The 17595-nt window shown below is 58.5% G+C and carries 22 protein-coding genes; 12 read left to right on the forward strand and 10 right to left on the reverse strand.

Annotation, left to right across the window (positions count from 1 at the left end; genetic code table 11):
- Nucleotides 1–2: 2 nt before the first annotated feature.
- The 8 genes from ptsN to AOA61_RS03325 all read right to left on the reverse strand — a co-directional run bounded on the left by ptsN (nt 3) and on the right by AOA61_RS03325 (nt 5877).
- Complete coding sequence (ptsN, locus tag AOA61_RS03290; RefSeq protein ID WP_032886276.1) at nt 3–467, reverse strand: PTS IIA-like nitrogen regulatory protein PtsN; 465 nt, start codon at nt 465–467, stop codon at nt 3–5.
- Nucleotides 468–479: 12 nt separating this feature from the next.
- Nucleotides 480–785, reverse strand: coding sequence for a ribosome-associated translation inhibitor RaiA (raiA, locus tag AOA61_RS03295; protein WP_095183847.1), 306 nt, complete (start codon nt 783–785; stop codon nt 480–482).
- Between the two features lie 75 nt (nt 786–860).
- Nucleotides 861–2354 carry an RNA polymerase factor sigma-54 gene (locus AOA61_RS03300; RefSeq protein ID WP_032886277.1) on the reverse strand — a complete coding sequence of 498 codons (1494 nt, stop codon included), beginning with the start codon at nt 2352–2354 and terminating at the stop codon, nt 861–863.
- Nucleotides 2355–2551: 197 nt separating this feature from the next.
- Complete coding sequence (lptB, locus tag AOA61_RS03305) at nt 2552–3277, reverse strand: LPS export ABC transporter ATP-binding protein (RefSeq protein ID WP_099601140.1); 726 nt, start codon at nt 3275–3277, stop codon at nt 2552–2554.
- Nucleotides 3277–3810, reverse strand: coding sequence for a lipopolysaccharide transport periplasmic protein LptA (gene lptA / locus AOA61_RS03310; RefSeq protein WP_095183848.1), 534 nt, complete (start codon nt 3808–3810; stop codon nt 3277–3279). Before lptA ends, lptB begins: the two co-directional genes overlap by 1 nt.
- Nucleotides 3797–4369 carry an LPS export ABC transporter periplasmic protein LptC gene (gene lptC, locus AOA61_RS03315; protein WP_032886279.1) on the reverse strand — a complete coding sequence of 191 codons (573 nt, stop codon included), beginning with the start codon at nt 4367–4369 and terminating at the stop codon, nt 3797–3799. The genes lptA and lptC overlap by 14 nt, the downstream gene beginning before the upstream one ends.
- A gap of 8 nt (nt 4370–4377) precedes the next feature.
- Complete coding sequence (locus AOA61_RS03320) at nt 4378–4902, reverse strand: HAD family hydrolase (protein ID WP_032886280.1); 525 nt, start codon at nt 4900–4902, stop codon at nt 4378–4380.
- On the reverse strand, nt 4903–5877 hold the full coding sequence (locus AOA61_RS03325; protein WP_032886281.1) for a KpsF/GutQ family sugar-phosphate isomerase: 975 nt from the start codon (nt 5875–5877) through the stop codon (nt 4903–4905).
- Between the two features lie 311 nt (nt 5878–6188).
- Between AOA61_RS03325 and AOA61_RS03330 the strand changes: the two genes are divergently transcribed.
- From AOA61_RS03330 to hisC, 10 genes are all read left to right on the forward strand, one after another.
- Nucleotides 6189–6998 carry an ATP-binding cassette domain-containing protein gene (locus AOA61_RS03330; protein WP_003171811.1) on the forward strand — a complete coding sequence of 270 codons (810 nt, stop codon included), beginning with the start codon at nt 6189–6191 and terminating at the stop codon, nt 6996–6998.
- A complete protein-coding gene (gene mlaE / locus AOA61_RS03335; RefSeq protein ID WP_010213107.1) occupies nt 6998–7795 on the forward strand; it encodes a lipid asymmetry maintenance ABC transporter permease subunit MlaE in 798 nt (265 codons plus the stop codon). Before AOA61_RS03330 ends, mlaE begins: the two co-directional genes overlap by 1 nt.
- Entirely contained in the window at nt 7795–8262 is a 468-nt protein-coding gene (gene mlaD, locus AOA61_RS03340; protein ID WP_003171814.1) for an outer membrane lipid asymmetry maintenance protein MlaD, read from the forward strand. The genes mlaE and mlaD overlap by 1 nt, the downstream gene beginning before the upstream one ends.
- Before the next feature lie 11 nt (nt 8263–8273).
- A complete protein-coding gene (locus AOA61_RS03345) occupies nt 8274–8921 on the forward strand; it encodes a phospholipid-binding protein MlaC (RefSeq protein WP_032886283.1) in 648 nt (215 codons plus the stop codon).
- Nucleotides 8918–9223 carry a lipid asymmetry maintenance protein MlaB gene (locus AOA61_RS03350; protein ID WP_099601141.1) on the forward strand — a complete coding sequence of 102 codons (306 nt, stop codon included), beginning with the start codon at nt 8918–8920 and terminating at the stop codon, nt 9221–9223. Before AOA61_RS03345 ends, AOA61_RS03350 begins: the two co-directional genes overlap by 4 nt.
- 114 nt (nt 9224–9337) lie before the next feature.
- Nucleotides 9338–9577, forward strand: coding sequence for a BolA family protein (locus AOA61_RS03355; protein WP_032886286.1), 240 nt, complete (start codon nt 9338–9340; stop codon nt 9575–9577).
- Nucleotides 9578–9600: 23 nt separating this feature from the next.
- The gene (gene murA / locus AOA61_RS03360) at nt 9601–10866 is read left to right on the forward strand and encodes a UDP-N-acetylglucosamine 1-carboxyvinyltransferase (RefSeq protein WP_010213103.1); all 1266 of its coding nucleotides are present in this window, start codon (nt 9601–9603) and stop codon (nt 10864–10866) included.
- Nucleotides 10867–11105: 239 nt separating this feature from the next.
- Nucleotides 11106–11741 carry an ATP phosphoribosyltransferase gene (gene hisG, locus AOA61_RS03365; RefSeq protein WP_003171824.1) on the forward strand — a complete coding sequence of 212 codons (636 nt, stop codon included), beginning with the start codon at nt 11106–11108 and terminating at the stop codon, nt 11739–11741.
- 128 nt (nt 11742–11869) lie between these two features.
- Nucleotides 11870–13189: a histidinol dehydrogenase gene (gene hisD / locus AOA61_RS03370; protein WP_032886288.1), complete on the forward strand. Its 1320-nt coding sequence runs from the start codon at nt 11870–11872 to the stop codon at nt 13187–13189.
- A 3-nt stretch (nt 13190–13192) separates the two neighbouring features.
- Nucleotides 13193–14245, forward strand: a complete 1053-nt coding sequence (hisC, locus tag AOA61_RS03375; RefSeq protein WP_032886289.1) for a histidinol-phosphate transaminase — start codon at nt 13193–13195, stop codon at nt 14243–14245.
- Between the two features lie 124 nt (nt 14246–14369).
- On the opposite strand, the gene AOA61_RS03380 is transcribed toward hisC, so the two are convergent.
- On the reverse strand, nt 14370–15644 hold the full coding sequence (locus AOA61_RS03380; RefSeq protein WP_099601142.1) for a uracil-xanthine permease family protein: 1275 nt from the start codon (nt 15642–15644) through the stop codon (nt 14370–14372).
- Between the two features lie 2 nt (nt 15645–15646).
- Entirely contained in the window at nt 15647–16285 is a 639-nt protein-coding gene (gene upp, locus AOA61_RS03385; protein WP_004372055.1) for a uracil phosphoribosyltransferase, read from the reverse strand.
- 164 nt (nt 16286–16449) lie between these two features.
- Here upp and AOA61_RS03390 point away from each other — a divergent pair, with 164 nt between their 5' ends.
- Both AOA61_RS03390 and AOA61_RS03395 read left to right on the forward strand, forming a co-directional pair.
- A complete protein-coding gene (locus AOA61_RS03390) occupies nt 16450–17007 on the forward strand; it encodes a hypoxanthine-guanine phosphoribosyltransferase (protein WP_032886291.1) in 558 nt (185 codons plus the stop codon).
- A gap of 60 nt (nt 17008–17067) precedes the next feature.
- Nucleotides 17068–17553 carry a hypothetical protein gene (locus AOA61_RS03395; RefSeq protein ID WP_032886293.1) on the forward strand — a complete coding sequence of 162 codons (486 nt, stop codon included), beginning with the start codon at nt 17068–17070 and terminating at the stop codon, nt 17551–17553.
- Nucleotides 17554–17595 lie beyond the last annotated feature (42 nt).

The raw sequence follows: 17595 nt of genomic DNA on the forward strand, positions 1-17595 counted from the left end.
GATTACTGCCCGTTTTGCTCATCCAAGACAACTTGGTACAGCGCCTCATTGCTGCCGGCACTGCGCAGTTTGTCGCGTACTTCTTTGCGGTCGAGCATGCTGGCGATCTGCCGAAGCAGTTCCAAGTGCGCATCGGTGGCGGCCTGTGGGACCAACAGAACAAACAGCAGGTCGACCGGGGCGCCATCAATGGCATCGAAATCGATAGGCGCGTCCAAGTGCAGCAGCGCGCTGACAGGTGTCTCACAGCCTTTGAGGCGACAGTGAGGAATGGCGATGCCGTTACCAAAACCGGTGGAACCCAGTTTTTCACGGGCAATCAGAGCCTCGAAGACATCTTGCATCTCCAGTTCAGGCACTTGGCTGCTGATCAGGTTGGCAATTTGTTCGAGGGCTTTCTTCTTGCTGCCGCCCGGCACGTTCACGAGGGAACGGCCGGGGGTCAGGATGGTTTCAAGTCGAATCATGGGTGGGGAGTGTTAGCGGCCTGTGCCCTGAAGAAGGCTCTGCTGCTTTTCCTTATGCTTTTTAAGTTGGCGGTCGAGCTTGTCAGTCAAGGCATCGATTGATGCATACATGTCTTCATGCTCGGCGTTGGCGACTACTTCGCCACCAGGAATCTGTAGGGTCGCTTCGATTTTCTGCTGAAGCTTGTCGACCTTCATGATCACTTGCACATTGGTGATCTTGTCAAAATGACCCTCAAGCTTTTTCAGCTTTTGCTCGACATATTCGCGCAGGGGAGGGGTGACTTCTACATGGTGTCCACTGATGTTGACTTGCATACAGCTTCTCCTTCGTTGCCAGTGCATAAAGCGGCGGGTAGGAATACCCGCCACTGGAACGCTATGGCCCGCCCGTCACATCAAACGCTTACGCTCGCTGGAAGGCGCGATCCCAAGGGATTCGCGGTACTTGGCGACGGTTCGACGGGCGACCTGAATGCCTTGTGCCTCCAGTAAACCAGCGATCTTGCTGTCACTCAACGGCTTTTTCTGATTTTCCGCGGCAACCAGTTTTTTGATGATTGCGCGGATTGCCGTGGACGAGCATTCGCCGCCTTCTGAGGTGCTGACATGGCTGGAGAAAAAGTATTTCAACTCATAAATACCCCGTGGGGTATGCATGAATTTTTGCGTGGTAACGCGGGAAATCGTCGACTCGTGCATGCCTACCGCTTCGGCGATATCGTGCAGAACCAAAGGCTTCATCGCTTCATCGCCGTATTCCAGGAAGCCGCGCTGATGCTCGACGATCTGCGTGGCGACTTTCATCAGGGTTTCGTTACGGCTTTGCAGGCTCTTGATGAACCAGCGCGCCTCCTGCAACTGGTTGCGCATGAAGGTGTTGTCGGCACTGGTGTCGGCGCGTCGCACGAAACCTGCATATTGCGGGTTGACTCGCAGGCGTGGCACTGACTCCTGGTTAAGCTCCACCAGCCAGCGCTCGTTGTCCTTGCGCACGATCACGTCAGGAACTACGTATTCGGCTTCGCTGGACTCGATCTGCGAGCCGGGACGCGGGTTGAGGCTTTGCACCAGCTCGATGACCTGGCGCAGATCGTCTTCCTTGAGCTTCATGCGACGCATCAGTTGGCTGTAATCGCGGCTGCCGAGCAGGTCGATGTAGTCGGTGACCAGGCGCTGGGCCTCGGCGAGCCATGGGGTCTTGGCGGGCAGCTGGCGCAGTTGCAGCTGCAGGCATTCGCTAAGAGTGCGCGCACCAATACCCGCGGGCTCAAATTGCTGGATGCGGTGCAGGACGGCTTCGATTTCGTCCAGTTCGATATCTAGTTCGGGGTCGAAGGCCTCAAGAATCTCTTCGAGTGTCTCGTCCAGATAGCCTTGGTTATTGATGCAATCGATCAGGGTGACGGCGATCAGGCGATCGGTGTCCGACATCGGCGCGAGGTTCAGCTGCCACAACAAATGGCTCTGCAGACTTTCGCCGGCGGACGTGCGGGTAGTGAAGTCCCACTCATCATCGTCGTTGCTGGGCAGGCTGCTGGCGCTGGTCTGGTAGACGTCTTCCCAAGCAGTGTCTACGGGAAGCTCGTTGGGAATGCGTTCGTTCCAATCGCCTTCCTCAAGGTTATCCACCGTAGGGGCGGTCTCTTGGTAGGACGGTTCCTGCACGTCTGCGTTGGGCTTTTGCTCGATGTTGTCGGCCAACGGGTCTGCATTATCGAAGTCGTCGCCTTCTTCCTGGCGTTCGAGCATCGGATTAGACTCCAGGGCCTCCTGGATTTCCTGTTGCAGGTCCAGGGTCGACAATTGGAGCAGGCGGATGGCCTGTTGCAGCTGCGGTGTCATCGTCAGCTGCTGGCCCATTCTTAGGACTAGCGATGGTTTCATGGCAGGGGCTTAACACCTTATTCGCCGGCGCAACGCGCCATCCACGACAGGGCGCGTGAGCGCCAAACATAAGCAAATTATATGCCTGATATCGAGGGCTTTGCCTAGAGCGCGGTAACAATAAAAAACCGGAGGTTTTCATTGACTCCCGCGCATCAGGCAAACGACCTGCCACCGCCTTGTTTGTGCAGGCGGCTTTACAGGCGAAACTCGTGACCCAGATACACTTCCTTGACCAGTTCGTTGGCCAGGATGGTGGCGGAGTCGCCTTCTGCGATCAGTTGACCATCGTTGACGATATACGCGGTTTCGCAGATATCGAGGGTCTCACGCACGTTGTGATCGGTGATCAGTACACCGATGCCCTTGGCCTTGAGGTGATGGATGATCTGCTTGATGTCGCCAACCGAGATAGGGTCGACGCCGGCAAACGGTTCGTCCAGCAGAATGAACTTGGGGGCAGTGGCCAGGGCGCGGGCGATTTCCACGCGACGCCGCTCACCACCGGACAGGCTCATGCCAAGGTTGTCGCGAATGTGGTTGATATGGAATTCCTGCAGCAGGCTTTCCAGCTCCTGTCGGCGGCCCTCACGGTCCAGTTCCTTGCGAGTTTCAAGGATGGCCATAATGTTGTCGGCAACTGACAGTTTGCGGAAGATCGATGCTTCTTGAGGAAGATAGCCGATACCCGCGCGTGCACGACCGTGCATTGGCTGGTGGCTGACATCCAGGTCGTCGATCAGTACGCGACCCTGATCCGCCTGGACCAGGCCAACTATCATGTAGAAGCATGTGGTTTTGCCTGCGCCGTTGGGGCCGAGCAAGCCGACGATCTGGCCGCTGTCGATCGACAGGCTGACGTCGCGCACGACCTGACGGCTTTTATAGGCCTTGGCCAGATGCTGGGCTTTCAGGGTTGCCATTACTCGGCCTTCTTCTTCGGCTGGATAACCATGTCGATGCGTGGGCGCGGTGCGGTGACCTTGCTGCCATTGGCACGACCGGCGTTAGCGATCTGTTTCACGGTGTCATAGGTGATCTTTTCACCTTCCGTGGAGTTGCCATCGGGGCTGAGCACCTTGGCCTGGTCGATCAGCACAATGCGATTCTGCTGGGCGTGATACTGAATGGTCTTGCCGTAGCCCTTCATCGGGCCAGTGTCGGCAGCGGACTGCTTCTGTTCGAAGTAAGCCAGGTTACCCACTGAGGTCACGACGTCAATGTCACCGGCTTGGGTGCGCGTCAGTGTCACGGTATTACCGGTGATCTTCATCGACCCTTGGGTGATGATTACGCCGCCGGTATAGGTGGCAACACCTTGCTTGTCATCCAGTTGCGCATCGTCAGCCGAGATGTGGATCGGTTGCTGGCTATCGTTCGGCAGAGCCCAGGCGCTCACGCTTCCCAGTGCTGCGCCCAAACCGAGCAAAATAGGGAGAGTTTTAACGAGCCTCATACTGTCCTCTTACGTTCGATAGCAGGTGTATCCTGCTTTCTTTCAAATACGCTTTCATTCCCTTGCCAGTCGATACACCGCCAGCGCCGTCGATTCTAACGTCTTGCTCGGTCTGCGCATATTGCTTCTGCGGGAATACGGTCATGCGACTGCTGGTAATCACCGTGTCACGGGCTTTGGCATCCGTGCGCGCAACACGTACCGAGTCAATCAGTTCTACCTCGGTGCCGTCGGGGTTCACCTCACCACGCTTGCTGGTGACATGCCACGGAAATTCGGTGCCGCGGTACAGATTAAGGTCCGGATTAGTCAGCAGAGTGACTTCGGTGGCCTTCAAGTGCTCGACTTTGTCCGAAGTCATTTCGTACTGCAGCTTGCCGTCGGGCAGGAACTGCACGCTATAGGCATTGGTGGCGTAATAGTCGATGGCCCCTTCGTCGACCTGCGCAACAGGCTGGTCGAGGAAGCGCCCCGGACTGATATTCCAGTAGCCCACCGCGAGGAACAGCGCGGCAATGACCCCGAATAACAGGAAGTTGCGAATCTTTTTGCTCAGCATAAAACGCTCTATAGGTAGGCGGCGTGGGCCGCTTCAAGGCTGCCTTGGGCTCGCAGGATCAGTTCGCAGAACTCGCGTGCTGCACCTTCGCCACCACGGGCGCAGGTGATGCCATGGGCGTGCTCGCGAACAAACGCCGCCGCATTGGCGACGGCCATGCCAAGCCCTACTCGACGAATGACCGGCAGGTCGGGCAGATCATCGCCTAAGTAGGCGACCTGCTCATAGCTTAGGTTGAGTTGGCCAAGAAGCTCGTCCAGAACTACCAGTTTATCCTCGCGGCCCTGATACAGGTGAGGAATCCCCAGGTTTTGTGCGCGGCGTTCCACAACGGGAGTTTTTCGGCCGCTGATAATCGCGGTTTGCACGCCTGCAGCCATCAGCATCTTGATGCCTTGGCCGTCGAGGGTGTTGAACGTCTTGAATTCGCTGCCGTCTTCGAGGAAGTACAGGCGGCCATCGGTCAGCACGCCGTCAACGTCGAAAATCGCCAGTCTGATGTTTTTGCCGCGTTGCAACAGGTCGCTGGTCATTTACATCACTCCCGCACGCAGCAAGTCGTGCATGTTCAGGGCGCCAACCGGGTGGTCGTCGCTATCGACAACCACCAGGGCGCCGATCTTGTGGTCTTCCATGATCTTCAATGCTTCGGCTGCCAGCATCTCAGGGCGTGCGGTCTTGCCGTGTGGCGTCATCACTGCATCGATGGTCGCAGTGTGGATATCGATGGTGCGGTCCAGGGTGCGGCGCAGGTCGCCGTCGGTGAATACCCCAGCCAGGCGGCCGTCAGCTTCAAGGATCACGGTCATGCCCAGGCCCTTGCGAGTCATTTCCATCAGCGCGTCCTTCAGTAAGGTGCCGCGCTGGACGTGGGGCAATTCATCGCCTGAATGCATAACGTTTTCCACTTTCAGCAGCAGGCGGCGGCCCAGTGCGCCACCCGGGTGGGAGAACGCGAAGTCTTCAGCCGTGAACCCGCGAGCTTCAAGCAGCGCAACGGCCAGGGCGTCGCCCATAACCAAGGCAGCGGTAGTGGAGGAGGTTGGTGCCAGATTCAGCGGGCAGGCTTCGTGGGCGACGTGAACGTTCAGGTTAACATCGGCAGCCTTGGCTAGGGTCGACTCCGGGTTGCCGGTGACGCTGATCATCTGGATGCCAAGGCGCTTGATCAGCGGCAGCAGGGTCACGATTTCGTTGGTGGTGCCGGAGTTGGACAGCGCCAGGATGATGTCATCTTTGGTGATCATGCCCATGTCGCCGTGGCTCGCCTCCGCCGGATGCACGAAAAACGCCGTGGTCCCGGTGCTGGCCAGGGTGGCGGCGATCTTGTTGCCGACGTGGCCCGATTTGCCCATGCCGACCACGACAACGCGGCCCTTGCTGGCCAGAATCATCTCGCAGGCGCGTACGAAATCTGCGTCGATATGGGCCAGTAAGCCTTCTACGGCTTCGACTTCGAGGCGGATGGTGCGTTGTGCGGATTGGATAAGGTCGCTGGATTGGCTCATGTCTGAAATCGTATAGCCTGACGAAAAGTCGGCGATTATAGCGGTAATGATCAATTCCCTCACGCAAGTTCGTCAGGCTTTATTCAGCAGGGGACTGAGATCGATCCTCAGTCACACAGTCGGCAACGTTTTTTCCCTGTCCCCAAACTGAACTAGCGCTGTTCCGGCCTTGGGCGCCTTGTACGAGCAGTGATATAGTTCGCCGCCAGTTCGGTCCGCCCAGCCCATGTGGCTATCTATATGCGTCGCCGTTGCAAACGTTTGTCGCATGCGTGGTGTCTGAGTGAGAGGCTGCATCCCAAGGAGTTTAGATGAGTGCCGATAACGCCTACGCGGTCGAGCTGAAGGGACTGACCTTCAAGCGCGGGACGCGCAGCATCTTCAATAACGTCGATATTCGCATTCCCCGTGGCAAGGTCACGGGCATCATGGGGCCGTCCGGTTGCGGCAAGACCACGCTGTTGCGGTTGATGGGCATGCAATTGCGTCCCAGCGCCGGCGAAGTGTGGGTCAATGGCCAAAACCTGCCTACGCTGTCGCGCAGTGATCTGTTCGATGCGCGCAAGCATATGGGCGTGCTGTTCCAGAGCGGTGCGCTGTTCACCGACCTCGATGTGTTCGAGAACGTAGCGTTTCCGCTGCGGGTGCATACCCAGCTGTCCGACGAAATGATTCGCGACATTGTGTTGCTGAAATTGCAGGCCGTCGGCCTCCGTGGCGCAATTGATCTGATGCCCGACGAACTGTCCGGCGGCATGAAGCGCCGTGTGGCCCTGGCGAGAGCCATTGCCCTCGATCCACAGATTCTCATGTACGACGAGCCCTTCGTCGGTCAGGATCCGATCGCCATGGGTGTGCTGGTACGACTGATCCGTCTGCTCAACGATGCCCTGGGTATCACCAGTATCGTGGTCTCCCACGACCTTGCAGAAACCGCGAGCATTGCCGATTACCTCTATGTGGTCGGTGATGGCCAGGTGCTGGGGCAGGGTACGCCTGAAGAGCTGATGAACGCCGACAACCCGCGCATTCGCCAATTCATGACCGGCGACCCCGATGGCCCTGTGCCTTTCCACTTTCCGGCAGCGGATTACCGCTCAGATCTTCTGGGGAAGCGTTGATGCGCAAAACATCTCTTATCGAGAAAGTTCGCCTTTTCGGTCGCTCCGGCATCGACATCGTCGAAGTGCTCGGCCGCTCGACGATTTTCCTGTTCCACGCCTTGCTCGGCCGCGGCGGTATTGGCGGTGGCTTTGGCCTGTTGATCAAGCAGCTGCATTCGGTGGGTGTGATGTCCCTGGTGATCATTGTGGTCTCCGGGGTGTTCATCGGCATGGTGCTGGCGTTGCAGGGCTTCAATATCCTGTCCAGCTACGGTTCGGAGCAGGCAGTGGGGCAGATGGTTGCCCTGACGCTGCTACGTGAACTGGGACCGGTGGTGACCGCGTTGCTGTTCGCCGGGCGCGCAGGTTCCGCGTTGACTGCCGAAATTGGCAACATGAAGTCTACCGAGCAGCTGTCCAGCCTCGAAATGATCGGTGTGGACCCGCTCAAATACATTGTTGCCCCGCGCCTGTGGGCCGGCTTCATTTCCCTGCCATTGCTGGCGATGATCTTCAGCGTGGTCGGTATCTGGGGCGGTTCGTGGGTAGCGGTGGACTGGCTTGGCGTCTACGACGGCTCCTACTGGGCCAACATGCAAAACAGCGTGACCTTCAGTGGTGACGTGCTCAATGGCATTATAAAGAGCATCGTTTTCGCCTTTGTAGTGACCTGGATCGCCGTATTCCAAGGCTATGACTGTGAGCCCACCTCAGAAGGGATCAGTCGTGCCACCACCAAGACCGTTGTGTACGCCTCGCTGGCAGTACTTGGCCTTGACTTCATTTTGACCGCCTTGATGTTTGGAGACTTCTGATGCAAAACCGCACTGTGGAAATCGGTGTCGGCCTTTTCTTGCTGGCTGGCATCCTGGCTTTACTGTTGCTGGCTCTGCGAGTCAGCGGTCTTTCGGCCAGCCCAACCGCCGATACTTATAAACTTTACGCATACTTCGACAATATCGCCGGTTTGACTGTCAGAGCTAAAGTGACCATGGCCGGTGTAACCATTGGCAAGGTCACGGCAATCGATCTGGATCGCGACAGCTTCACCGGGCGAGTGACGATGCAACTGGACAAGAAGGTGGATAATCTGCCTACCGACTCTACTGCATCTATCCTCACTGCGGGGCTGCTGGGCGAGAAGTACATCGGTGTCAGCGTGGGCGGGGAAACAGCCCTGCTCAAGGATGGTTCGACAATCCACGACACTCAGTCGTCGCTGGTACTTGAGGACCTGATCGGAAAATTTTTGCTCAATACGGTCAATAAAGACGCCAAATGAGGAATCTGTTCATGATCTCTACCTTGCGACGTGGCCTGCTGGTACTGCTTGCAGCACTGCCATTGATGGCCAACGCGGCAGGTTCTGCGCACGAACTGGTGCAGGACACCACCAGCAAGATGCTGGCTGACCTGACGGCCAATAAAGAACAGTACAAGCAAGATCCAACCAAGTTCTATGAAGCGCTCAACAGCATCGTCGGCCCTGTCGTCGATGCTGAAGGCATCTCACGCAGCATCATGACGGTCAAATATTCGCGCAAGGCCACGCCTGCGCAGATGCAGACGTTCCAGGAAAACTTCAAGCGCGGCCTGTTCCAGTTCTATGGCAACGCTTTGCTTGAGTACAACAACCAAGGTATTACCGTTGCTCCAGCCGGTGATGAGTCGGGCGATCGCACCAGCGTCAACATGAGCGTCAAAGGTAATAACGGTGCCGTGTACCCGGTGCAGTACACCTTGGAGAAGATCAACGGCGAGTGGAAACTGCGCAACGTGATCATCAACGGCATCAATATTGGCAAGCTGTTCCGTGACCAGTTTGCCGACGCCATGCAGCGCAATGGCAACGACCTGGACAAAACCATCAATGGTTGGGCCGGTGAAGTCGCCAAGGCCAAGGAAGAAACCGATAAAGCTGCTGGGAAGCCGGCGCAATGACCGAGTCGGCTGTTCGTCTCGGCGACTCTGGCCAGCTGTTCATCAGCGGGGTGCTGGATTACCGAACTGGCCCGGCTCTGCGCAAGCATGGCCAAGCGCTGATCAAGTCGAGCGCTGCGCCGGAGCTGGTCCTGGATTGCTCAGCGGTAACCAAGTCCAGCAGTGTCGGGTTGTCGTTGCTGCTGTGCTTCATGCGTGATGCCGAAGCGGCCAAGAAGCCGGTTAGCATCCGTGCGTTGCCCGAAGACATGCGCGAAATTGCCGACGTTTCCGGTCTGACCGAGCTGTTGGCGCATCCTTAATACACATTATTAGAGAAGCCCCCCGTCAGAGTCCTGCTATGCGGGGTTCGCAGGCGCGGGGCTTTTTTGTATGATGTGCGACCCGTGCGCACTGGGCGCCGATAGAGGTTGAGCATGCAGGCCCTAGAAGTTAAGAGCTTTCTTGAAGGAAAGCTGCCGGATACGACCGTAGAAGTTGAAGGCGAAGGCTGCAACTTCCAGCTGAACGTGATTAGCGATGAACTGGCGGCATTGAGCCCAGTCAAGCGTCAGCAGCAGATCTATGCCCATTTGAACCCGTGGATCACCGATGGCAGCATCCATGCGGTCACTATGAAATTTTTCAGCCGCGCGGCCTGGGCCGAGCGCACCTGAGCCCCCTAGGCGTCGAGATTCTTATGGATAAATTGATTATTACCGGCGGTGCTCGCCTTGATGGCGAGATTCGCATTTCCGGTGCAAAAAACTCCGCCTTGCCGATCCTGGCAGCGACCCTGCTGTGCGATGGCCCGGTGACCGTGGCCAACCTGCCGCACCTGCACGACATCACTACCATGATCGAGCTGTTCGGTCGCATGGGCATCGAGCCTGTGATTGATGAGAAGCTGGCCGTCGAAATTGACCCACGCACCATCAAGACCCTGATCGCCCCGTACGAACTGGTGAAAACCATGCGTGCGTCGATCTTGGTGCTGGGCCCGATGGTTGCCCGTTTCGGTGAAGCCGAAGTTGCCCTGCCTGGCGGCTGCGCTATCGGCTCGCGTCCAGTGGACCTGCACATCCGTGGTCTGGAAGCCATGGGCGCAGTCATTGACGTTGAAGGCGGCTACATCAAAGCCAAGGCGCCGGAAGGCGGCCTGCGTGGTGCGAACTTCTTCTTTGATACCGTCAGCGTGACCGGTACCGAGAACATCATGATGGCCGCTGCCCTGGCCAAAGGCCGCAGCGTCCTGCAAAACGCCGCGCGCGAGCCGGAAGTGGTCGACCTGGCCAACTTCCTGAACGCCATGGGCGCGAAGGTTTCCGGTGCCGGCACCGACACCATTACCATTGATGGTGTAGAGCGCCTGCACACTGCAACCTATAAAGTGATGCCTGACCGCATCGAGACCGGTACCTACCTGGTTGCTGCCGCCGTTACCGGTGGTCGCGTCAAGGTAAAGGACACCGATCCGACCATCCTGGAAGCGGTCCTGGAAAAACTGCGCGAAGCTGGCGCCGAAATCACCACCGGCGAAGACTGGATCGAGTTGAACATGCACGGCAAGCGGCCGAAAGCCGTCAACGTGCGGACCGCTCCGTACCCGGCGTTCCCGACTGACATGCAAGCGCAGTTCATCTCCCTGAACGCGATTGCCGAAGGCACTGGTGCCGTGATCGAGACCATCTTCGAAAACCGCTTCATGCACGTGTATGAACTGCACCGCATGGGCGCGAAGATTCAGGTTGAAGGCAACACCGCCATCGTTACCGGCACCGAGAAGCTCAAGGGCGCGCCAGTCATGGCTACCGACCTGCGTGCTTCGGCCAGTCTGGTGATCTCGGCGCTGATCGCCGAAGGCGACACTCTGATCGACCGCATCTACCACATCGACCGTGGTTACGAGTGCATCGAAGAGAAACTGCAGATGCTCGGCGCTAAAATCCGCCGCGTACCGGGCTAGTTCCCGGAGCTGAAAACACCGTCACTGTGGTGAGCGGGCTTGCCCCGCGCCGGACTGCGTAGCAGTCCCGTTTTTTGGGTCGCTACGCAATTCAGCGTGGGGCAAGCCCACTCACTACAGACGGTGTCAGCTCGCAGTATGCTGAATTTGTTTCAAATCGAGGCTGTCATGGCCTCGATCTGCGTCTGGCGCCGTTTGCGACCGGACAGCAATAGCCTGATGAAGGACTGACGTTTCCCATGTTGACCATCGCACTGTCCAAGGGCCGCATCCTTGACGACACTTTGCCGCTTCTGGCTGAAGCGGGCATCGTGCCGACCGAGAATCCGGACAAGAGCCGCAAGCTGATCATCCCTACGACCCAGGACGACGTTCGCCTGCTGATCGTGCGGGCTACCGACGTGCCGACCTACGTTGAGCATGGCGCGGCCGACCTCGGCGTCGCCGGTAAAGACGTGTTGATGGAATACGGTGGCCAGGGCCTGTATGAGCCGCTGGACCTGCGTATTGCCCTGTGCAAGCTGATGACCGCCGGCCGTGTCGGTGACGTCGAGCCTAAAGGCCGCCTGCGCGTGGCAACCAAGTTCGTCAACGTTGCCAAGCGCTACTACGCCGAGCAAGGCCGCCAGGTCGACATCATCAAGCTCTATGGCTCGATGGAGCTGGCGCCGTTGATCGGCCTAGCCGACAAGATCATCGATGTGGTCGACACCGGCAACACCCTGCGTGCCAACGGTCTCGAACCACAGGACTTCATCGCCGATATCAGCTCCCGCTTGATCGTCAACAAAGCGTCGATGAAGATGCAGCACGCCCGTATCCAAGCGTTGATCGACACCCTGCGCACCGCAGTGGAGTCTCGACACCGCGGTTGACCTACCCGCGTAGCTGAAAGGCTGCGCCCGTCTATCCGCCTCATAGCCAGAATTCTCAGGTGCCCAAGCGGAAACGACTGCTAGTTTAGGGCGCCTGAGTTTTTGCCAATTCTATTGAGGCCCTCGCTATGACCACGTCCACTGCAATTGCCCGACTCAACGCTGCCGACCCGGATTTCGCCCATCATCTGGATCATCTGCTGAGCTGGGAAAGCGTGTCCGACGACTCGGTCAACCAGCGGGTGCTCGACATCATCAAGGCCGTGCGCGAGCGTGGTGATGCGGCGCTGGTGGATTTCACCCGTCAGTTCGACGGTCTGGACGTCAAATCCATGTCCGATCTGATCCTTCCCCGCGAACGCCTGGAGCTCGCACTTACGCGCATCACTGCGCCTCAGCGTGAAGCCCTGGAAGTCGCGGCGGCGCGTGTGCGCAGCTACCACGAAAAGCAGAAACAGGACTCCTGGAGCTATACCGAAGCCGACGGCACTGTGCTGGGCCAAAAGGTCACGCCGCTGGATCGTGCCGGTCTCTACGTGCCAGGTGGCAAAGCGTCGTATCCATCGTCGGTGTTGATGAACGCAATTCCGGCCAAGGTGGCGGGCGTGACCGAAGTGGTTATGGTGGTGCCGACCCCGCGCGGCGAAATCAACGAACTGGTGCTGGCTGCGGCCTGCATCGCTGGTGTTGACCGTGTGTTCACCATTGGCGGTGCTCAAGCCGTTGCGGCCCTGGCCTACGGCACCGAAAGCGTGCCGAAGGTCGACAAAGTGGTGGGGCCTGGCAACATCTACGTCGCCACCGCCAAGCGCCACGTTTTTGGTCAGGTTGGCATCGACATGATCGCCGGTCCCTCGGAAATTCTCGTAGTGTGCGACGGCCAGACCGATCCGGATTGGATCGCCATGGACCTGTTCTCCCAGGCCGAGCACGACGAAGACGCCCAGGCGATTCTGGTCAGCCCCGATGCCGAGTTCCTCGACAAGGTCGCCGCCAGCATCGATAAGCTGCTGCCTACCATGGACCGTGCAGAGATCATCGAGAAATCCATCAACGGCCGTGGCGCGCTGATCCTGGTGCGTGACATGGAACAGGCCATCGAAGTGGCCAACCGTATCGCCCCGGAGCACCTGGAGCTGTCCGTGGCTGACCCACAGGCCTGGCTGCCGTCGATTCGCCATGCCGGTGCGATCTTCATGGGGCGTCACACCAGTGAAGCGCTGGGCGACTACTGCGCCGGCCCGAACCATGTGTTGCCGACCTCCGGCACCGCGCGGTTCTCATCACCGCTGGGGGTGTACGACTTCCAGAAGCGCTCGTCGATCATCTTTTGCTCGCCACAAGGTGCTTCCGAGTTGGGCAAGACCGCTTCGGTGCTGGCCCGTGGTGAGTCGTTGAGCGCACACGCCCGTAGTGCTGAGTACCGAATCCTGGAAGAGGGGAAATAACACATGAGCAAATTCTGGAGCCCCTTCGTCAGGGACCTCGTGCCTTACGTGCCCGGCGAACAGCCAAAGTTGACCAAGCTGGTCAAGCTCAACACCAATGAGAACCCCTACGGCCCGTCGCCCAAAGCACTGGCCGCGATGCAGGCCGAGTTGAACGACAACCTGCGTTTGTACCCGGACCCCAACAGCGACCTGCTTAAGCAGGCGGTGGCCAAGTATTACGGGGTCGACGCCGGCAAAGTGTTTCTCGGTAACGGCTCTGATGAAGTGCTCGCGCACATCTTCCACGGCCTGTTCCAGCACGACCTGCCGCTGCTGTTCCCGGATATCAGCTACAGCTTCTATCCGGTGTACTGCGGTCTTTACGGCATCCAGTCCGACCCGGTGCCGTTGGATGAGAAATTTCAGATCCGTGTTGCGGATTACGCCAGGCCCAACGGCGGGATCATCTTCCCCAACCCGAATGCGCCGACCGGCTGCGTGCTGGCGCTGGACGCAGTAGAGCAGATCCTCAAGGCCAGCCCGGATTCGGTGGTGGTGGTCGATGAAGCCTATATCGACTTCGGCGGCGAAACCGCCATCAGCCTGGTGGATCGCTACCCTAATCTGCTGGTGACCCAGACCCTTTCCAAATCGCGCTCACTGGCCGGTTTGCGCGTGGGCTTGGCCGTGGGTCACCCGGACCTGATCGAGGCGCTGGAGCGGGTCAAGAACAGCTTCAACTCCTACCCGCTGGATCGTTTGGCGATTGTCGGCGCGGCAGCGGCGTTTGAGGACCGTGAGTACTTCGAGAAGACGTGCCAGTTGGTGATCGACAGCCGTAACAAAGTAGTCGCGCAATTGGAAGGCAAAGGTTTTGAGGTGCTGCCATCAGCGGCCAACTTCATCTTTGCGCGCCACCCACGGCATGACGCTGCCGGCCTAGCGGCCAAGCTGCGTGAGCAAGGGATTATCGTGCGGCACTTTAAGCAGGAGCGGATTGCCCAGTTCCTGCGGATCAGCATCGGTACGCCGGAGCAGAACCAGGCGCTGATTGATGGCCTCGGCGAGCTTTAACGGGCGCTGAAATCAAATGTGGGAGGGGGCTTGACCCCGATGGCGGCGTATCAGTCAGTTAATGTATTGACTGACACACTGCTATCGGAGGCAAGCCCTCTCCCACATTGGTTTGTATTGGCAGTTAGATCAACGGCTCATCTGGCTTCTTGTTCTTCCAGCCATCATTGCCAGGCAGCAGCAGGTTCAAACCAATCGCTACCACCGCGCACAGAGCAATGCCCTTCAGGCCGAAGTCATCCGGACCAGTTCCGGTCCCCACCAGCACACCGCCAATACCGAACACCAGGGTCACTGACACAATCACCAGATTGCGCGCCTCGCCCAGGTCGATCTTGTGGCGGATCAACGTGTTCATCCCCACCGCGGCAATCGAGCCGAACAGCAGGCACAGGATCCCGCCCATCACCGGCACCGGAATGCTCTGCAGTAGCGCGCCGAACTTGCCGATAAACGCCAGGCTGATGGCAAACACCGCCGCCCAGGTCATGATCTTCGGGTTGTAGTTCTTGGTCAGCATCACTGCGCCCGTCACTTCGGCGTAGGTGGTGTTCGGCGGGCCGCCAAACAGGCCGGCTGCCGTGGTGGCGATCCCGTCACCCAGCAGGGTGCGGTGCAGACCAGGCTTCTTCAGGTAGTCGCGACCGGTCACGCTGCCCACCGCAATCACACCACCGATGTGTTCAATCGCCGGGGCCAGGGCCACTGGGACGATAAACAGGATCGCCTGCCAGTTGAACTCCGGCGCGGTGAAGTGGGGCAGGGCGAACCAAGGCGCAGCGGCGATCTTGGCCGTGTCGACAACGCCAAAGTAGAACGACATGGCAAAACCTACCAGCACACCGGAGATGATCGGCACCAGGCGGAAGATACCTTTGCCGAACACCGCCACGATCAACGTGGTAAGCAGCGCTGGCATCGAGATCAGCATGGCGGTCTTGTACGGGATCAGTTCGGCACCGTTGTCGCCTTTACCCATCGCCATGTTGGCCGCGATCGGCGCCATGGCCAGGCCGATGGAAATAATCACTGGCCCGATTACCACAGGCGGTAGTAGTCGGTCGATGAAACCAGTGCCTTTGATCTTTACCGCTGCCCCTAGGAAGGTGTAAACAAAACCGGCCGCCATTACCCCGCCCATGGTCGCCGCCAGGCCGAACTGCTGCTTGGCGAGAATGATCGGGGTAATGAAGGCAAAGCTCGATGCCAGGAATACCGGCACCTGCCGCCCTGTCACCACCTGGAACAACAACGTGCCCAGGCCGGCGGTGAACAGTGCGACGTTTGGATCAAGACCTGTGATCAGCGGCATCAACACCAGCGCGCCAAATGCTACGAAGAGCATTTGTGCGCCAGACAGGATCTGGCGCCAAAGCGGGTCGTTGAATTCATCCTGCATGCTCACGCGTCCTTCTGCTTGGTGCCGAAGATCTTGTCACCGGCGTCGCCCAGGCCAGGGATGATGTAACCGTGTTCATTCAGGCGCTCATCGATGGAAGCGGTGTAGATCTGCACGTCCGGGTGGGCTTTCTCGACGGCAGCGATGCCTTCGGGAGCGGCGACCAGCACCATGGCGCGGATGTCCTTGCAGCCGGCTTTCTTCAGCAGGTCGATGGTGGCGACCATGGAACTGCCGGTAGCGAGCATCGGGTCAATGATCATGGCCAGGCGCTCGTCGATTTCCGGTACGAGTTTTTCCAGGTAGGTGTGAGCCTGCAAGGTTTCTTCGTTGCGGGCCACGCCCACGGCGCTGACTTTGGCGCCCGGAATCAGGCTGAGTACGCCTTCGAGCATGCCGATACCGGCGCGCAGGATCGGCACCACGGTTATTTTCTTACCAGCGATTTTTTCCACCTGGACGGGACCGGCCCAACCGGGGATCTCGTAGGTTTCCAGGGGCAAATCCTTGGTGGCTTCGTAAGTGAGCAACGCTCCGACTTCCTGAGCAAGCTCACGGAAGTTCTTCGTGCTAATGTCGGCGCGGCGCATAAGGCCGAGCTTGTGCTGGATCAGCGGGTGGCGGATCTCGCGAGTGGGCATGGGAAAGGCTCCGGCGGCGGGCAAAAAAACCGGCCTAGATTAATCTATCCGAGGGTGTTGTCCTATAGGCATCTAGTACGTTAGTCCATTAAGGCTTGCTCGGAGCGCATGAGAAGCGTACCTTCGCCCGCTTTTCTTGCCACAGCACCCCCTTGGAGAGCGCCATGTCCGCTGATCTTGAGCATATCCGTCAAATCATGCGTGAGGCTGATTGCCTGTACACCGAAGCGCAAGTCGAAGCTGCGATCGCCAAGGTTGGCGCCCACATCACTCGCGAAATGGCCGACACCAACCCGGTGGTCTTCTGCGTGATGAACGGCGGCCTGATCTTCGCCGGCAAATTGCTGACTCACCTGCAATTTCCGCTGGAAGCGTCTTACCTGCACGCGACTCGCTATCGCAACGAAACCACTGGCGGCGATCTGTTCTGGAAGGCCAAGCCGGAAGTCTCGTTCATTGACCGCGACGTGCTGATCATCGACGACATCCTCGACGAAGGTCACACCCTCGGCGCGATCATCGATTTCTGCAAACACGCCGGCGCGCGCAAAGTGCACACCGCCGTACTGATCGACAAAGACCACGACCGCAAGGCTCGCCCGGACCTTAAGGCTGATTACGTTGGCCTGCCGTGCATCGACCGCTACATCTTCGGCTATGGCATGGACTACAAAGGCTACTGGCGCAACGCCAATGGGATCTACGCCGTCAAAGGTATGTGATCCAGGCCCGGCGCAGGGTTGTCATGCTATCGTGCTTGGCCCCTGCGTCTGGAGCTGTCCATGAGCCTGTTGATTCGCACTTGCGCCGCCCTGGCGCTGACCCTGAGTTTGCCCCTGGCCGCCGCACCGGCGCCTATGCATGGTCAATTTCTGCCTCCCGATGACCTCACCCTGCGGACTGAAAGCCCTGACCAGCAGCAGTTGCTGCAAGTCACGGAGTACGCGGTGGTGGTGGGCAACCAGCGCCAATCCAACCAACAACCTATCCCGGTGACCTCGCCACTGATGCTCCGGCTGAAGGGCAAGCCCCTGAACAAAGGTGCGAGCATCAGCCAAGTTGTGCTCAACTTCGATGCCGAAAGTAAAAGCCTGAAAAAGCCGGTGTTTGACGACAAGAGCAAGACCCTGACGCTGTCTTATCCGGTGGCCCAGTACCGGGTTATCGTCGATTTGCTGCGCAATGACACGGTGTATGTTCAGTTCCTCAGTTACGCCAACGGCCATATCTGGGCGGACCTGCATACCGGCGTTGTACGTACCAAGTAGCGCTAACATTGAAGAATAAATGTGGTGGGGGATTGCTCCCAT

This window comes from Pseudomonas sp. 2995-1 (assembly GCF_002742505.1).
GTDB lineage: Bacteria > Pseudomonadota > Gammaproteobacteria > Pseudomonadales > Pseudomonadaceae > Aquipseudomonas > Aquipseudomonas sivasensis.

Excerpts from the sequence above, each read along its gene's own strand:
- ptsN (WP_032886276.1), bottom strand. The coding sequence starts at position 467 with ATGATTCGACTTGAAACCATCCTGACCCCCGGCCGTTCCCTCGTGAAC.
- raiA (WP_095183847.1), bottom strand. The coding sequence starts at position 785 with ATGCAAGTCAACATCAGTGGACACCATGTAGAAGTCACCCCTCCCCTG.
- AOA61_RS03300 (WP_032886277.1), bottom strand. The coding sequence starts at position 2,354 with ATGAAACCATCGCTAGTCCTAAGAATGGGCCAGCAGCTGACGATGACA.
- lptB (WP_099601140.1), bottom strand. The coding sequence starts at position 3,277 with ATGGCAACCCTGAAAGCCCAGCATCTGGCCAAGGCCTATAAAAGCCGT.
- lptA (WP_095183848.1), bottom strand. The coding sequence starts at position 3,810 with ATGAGGCTCGTTAAAACTCTCCCTATTTTGCTCGGTTTGGGCGCAGCA.
- lptC (WP_032886279.1), bottom strand. The coding sequence starts at position 4,369 with ATGCTGAGCAAAAAGATTCGCAACTTCCTGTTATTCGGGGTCATTGCC.
- AOA61_RS03320 (WP_032886280.1), bottom strand. The coding sequence starts at position 4,902 with ATGACCAGCGACCTGTTGCAACGCGGCAAAAACATCAGACTGGCGATT.
- AOA61_RS03325 (WP_032886281.1), bottom strand. The coding sequence starts at position 5,877 with ATGAGCCAATCCAGCGACCTTATCCAATCCGCACAACGCACCATCCGC.
- AOA61_RS03330 (WP_003171811.1), top strand. The coding sequence starts at position 6,189 with ATGAGTGCCGATAACGCCTACGCGGTCGAGCTGAAGGGACTGACCTTC.
- mlaE (WP_010213107.1), top strand. The coding sequence starts at position 6,998 with ATGCGCAAAACATCTCTTATCGAGAAAGTTCGCCTTTTCGGTCGCTCC.
- mlaD (WP_003171814.1), top strand. The coding sequence starts at position 7,795 with ATGCAAAACCGCACTGTGGAAATCGGTGTCGGCCTTTTCTTGCTGGCT.
- AOA61_RS03345 (WP_032886283.1), top strand. The coding sequence starts at position 8,274 with ATGATCTCTACCTTGCGACGTGGCCTGCTGGTACTGCTTGCAGCACTG.
- AOA61_RS03350 (WP_099601141.1), top strand. The coding sequence starts at position 8,918 with ATGACCGAGTCGGCTGTTCGTCTCGGCGACTCTGGCCAGCTGTTCATC.
- AOA61_RS03355 (WP_032886286.1), top strand. The coding sequence starts at position 9,338 with ATGCAGGCCCTAGAAGTTAAGAGCTTTCTTGAAGGAAAGCTGCCGGAT.
- murA (WP_010213103.1), top strand. The coding sequence starts at position 9,601 with ATGGATAAATTGATTATTACCGGCGGTGCTCGCCTTGATGGCGAGATT.
- hisG (WP_003171824.1), top strand. The coding sequence starts at position 11,106 with ATGTTGACCATCGCACTGTCCAAGGGCCGCATCCTTGACGACACTTTG.
- hisD (WP_032886288.1), top strand. The coding sequence starts at position 11,870 with ATGACCACGTCCACTGCAATTGCCCGACTCAACGCTGCCGACCCGGAT.
- hisC (WP_032886289.1), top strand. The coding sequence starts at position 13,193 with ATGAGCAAATTCTGGAGCCCCTTCGTCAGGGACCTCGTGCCTTACGTG.
- AOA61_RS03380 (WP_099601142.1), bottom strand. The coding sequence starts at position 15,644 with ATGCAGGATGAATTCAACGACCCGCTTTGGCGCCAGATCCTGTCTGGC.
- upp (WP_004372055.1), bottom strand. The coding sequence starts at position 16,285 with ATGCCCACTCGCGAGATCCGCCACCCGCTGATCCAGCACAAGCTCGGC.
- AOA61_RS03390 (WP_032886291.1), top strand. The coding sequence starts at position 16,450 with ATGTCCGCTGATCTTGAGCATATCCGTCAAATCATGCGTGAGGCTGAT.
- AOA61_RS03395 (WP_032886293.1), top strand. The coding sequence starts at position 17,068 with ATGAGCCTGTTGATTCGCACTTGCGCCGCCCTGGCGCTGACCCTGAGT.